This window comes from Neorhodopirellula pilleata (genome assembly GCF_007859915.1).
Lineage (GTDB): Bacteria > Planctomycetota > Planctomycetia > Pirellulales > Pirellulaceae > Rhodopirellula > Rhodopirellula pilleata.
In genome coordinates this window covers 1-2,701 of sequence record NZ_SJPM01000063.1, presented here as the reverse complement: position 1 = coordinate 2,701, position 2,701 = coordinate 1, and the positions used below count along the sequence as shown (strand labels likewise).

Below are 2,701 nucleotides of genomic sequence, written 5' to 3'. Positions count from 1 at the left end.
ATTCTGGGGGAGGGGGGCGTTGTGCGCGGTCGGTCAAAATCAGACTCGCAATCCGCTTCGCTGCGTTTCGCAATGGCCAAACCTCAAAACGCAGAACCGATTTCGTCCTTGGTGAATAATGCGGGTTGACACGATGGTTTGCATCACATCGTTGATCAAATCGTCAAGAACCTTGCCGTAAGCTTCCGGACTCAAGGATTCGTTTTCGGGCCCGGTGTAACGCGAAAGGATTTGGTTCCCGATTTCTTCCGCCGACGTTTGCACGAATTCACTGTTCAGGAAATACAACGACTGCGGCGCGACAATCGTTCGCGGTCTCGATCCGGTCACCATCGTATTGCTCGCCGCATCGAACAACTGCAACACGTGAGGTTCGACGGTACGGATGACGGGTTGGTAAACGGTGCGGCGGTTGTCTTGGATATTCAAGTAGTCGCCTAAGTTGCTCGCGTCGCCGATCGGTAATGATTGCAAGATGTTTTCGTTGGGACCGCATTGCAGTTTACCCCGCAGCGAAAGCAACGTGTCGCGAATCTCTTCCGCTTCGAGACGTCGTCGGTTTTGATGAGCCAACAGCCGGTTCTCAGGATCAGCAGTGTTGGCGGCTTCGACGGTTCGGCAGTAAGCGTCGGACAAAACGATCTCGCGAACGAGTCGCTTTAAATCCCAACCGGCGGCAATGAATCTGATCGCCAGATCATCGAGCAGTTCGGGATGCGACGGCTTCTCTCCGGTCGTCCCGAAGTTGTCGACGCTGCGAACAAGTCCTTCGCGAAACAAATGTTTCCAAACGCGATTGACATGCACGCGTGCGGTCAGTGGATTGAGAGGCGACGTGATCCAAGCGGCGAGTTCCAAACGACCGCTTTGGTTGGTCGGGATTTCCGGCTGGCTCGGGAACGAAGCGACTTGCAAAAAACCGCGCGGCACGAGCGGCCCTTTGCTCGAAGCGACGCCACGGATGCGGATCTCCAGGTCGGTGATGACGTCCGCATCACGCACTGCCATCGCATGAGGCGGCATCTCGTCGAGCAACTCGGCAAGCGTTCGTTCAGCTTCGCGAAGCTCCTCTTCCGTGGCGGCGACTTTCAGTCGCCGTTCCTCGTCGATCTCAGCACACCTGTCAGGATCGGATGTCGGATTCATTGGCGACTGAAAGTCGCCACCACGGCTTTCTTTGATGGCGGCGACTTTCAGTCGCCGTTCCTCGTCGATCTCAGCACGCCCGTCAGGATCGGATGTCGGATTCGTTGGCGACTGAAAGTTGCCACCACGGAGTTCGTCAAGCTTCTTTTGAGCTTGGAATCGTTTGCCGACGGCTTTGACCCAACGATAACGATTCTCTTTCAGAAACGCGGTCAACTGTTCGTCACCACCCGGCCCCAAACCGCGTCGCTCCCAGTCGGACTCGTCGTCCTTCGGGCCGCCGATACGATCGACCAGCGTCGACGTGCTGGCCATGATCCCGGCCAGTGCGTAGTAGTCAGCATGAGGCAAGGGATCAAACTTGTGATCGTGACAACGGGCGCAACCGAGCGTCATGCCGAGCAACGATTTGCCGATCGTGTCGATCTGTTCGTCGATCACGTCGAGCGTGAGCTGTTCTTTATCGAACGTGCCGAGCACTTTGGAACCGAGTAACAAGTATCCCGTCGCGATGAAGTTTTCGTCGCGTTCGGTTTGCGATTCGGCGGGCAACAAATCGCCGGCGATCTGTTTGCGAATGAATTCGTCGACGGGCATGTTGCGGTTGATCGCGTCGATGACCCAGTTCCGATATCGCCACGCGTTGTGAAACGGCACGTTGAAGCTCGACCCGTTGCTGTCGGCGTAACGGGCAACGTCGAGCCAATGACGTCCCCACTTTTCACCAAAGCCGGGGCTGGCCAGCAATGAATCGACATACGCGGCGTACTGATCGGGATCGGACAAGTCGTGACGCGACGTCGTGCGCGGGGCCGGGGGAAGTCCGGTCAGGTCGTACGAAACGCGGCGGGCGAGCGTGGCGTTGTCGGCGCGTTGGGCGGGCGAGAGTCCGGCTTCGGCGAGTTTCTCGTTGACGAACGAGTCAATCATCGTGTCACAGTGTTCTTCACTTTGGGTCGCATTGTTCTTTGTTGCATTCACGGTGGGGACCACCGTGCCACTTAGCGGACGGAATGACCACCATTGTCTACCGGCTTCGATGTCAATTGTTTTGCGGTCGGCTGCTCGTCCGTCTTCGCGAGGATCCACGGCACCCGATTCGATCCACTTCTTGATGAGTGTCCGGTCACGTTCAGGAAGCTTGCCGTCGGGCGGCATCTCCAATCCGGCGACTTCATGGTTGACGACTTGCCACAGCAAGCTCTTGTCGAGCTGTGAAGGCACGATGGCGGGACCGGAATCACCGCCGGCGGTCCAACCGGCTTTGGAGTCGAGTACCAATCCGCCGCTCGCTTCACCGCTGTCGTGACTATGGCAGTCGTAACAATTGTTTTGCAGAATCGGCTCGATGTACTCGTGAAAGAATGCAGAATCGTCGGCGTGGGCGGGTAAGTTCCAGAGAACAGTAAGCAGCATGGATGCCAAAATCGATAGGGGTAGGGAAGTCCGGTTGAGCCGGACTCCCCTCCCTCCGAACCGTGCGTGCGGTTTTCCCGCACACGGCTCTCCAGTTAGTGGTCAATCACGGATTGAACGTAACGAGTGTGGGCCGCCC

1 protein-coding gene is annotated in these 2,701 nt (G+C 57.3%); it reads right to left on the bottom strand.

Features of this window, described 5'->3' with window-relative positions; translation table 11 throughout:
• Positions 1-39: 39 nt before the first annotated feature.
• Entirely contained in the window at positions 40-2,562 is a 2,523-nt protein-coding gene (locus tag Pla100_RS30195; protein WP_146583110.1) for a PSD1 and planctomycete cytochrome C domain-containing protein, read from the bottom strand.
• Between the last annotated feature and the right edge of the window lie 139 nt (positions 2,563-2,701).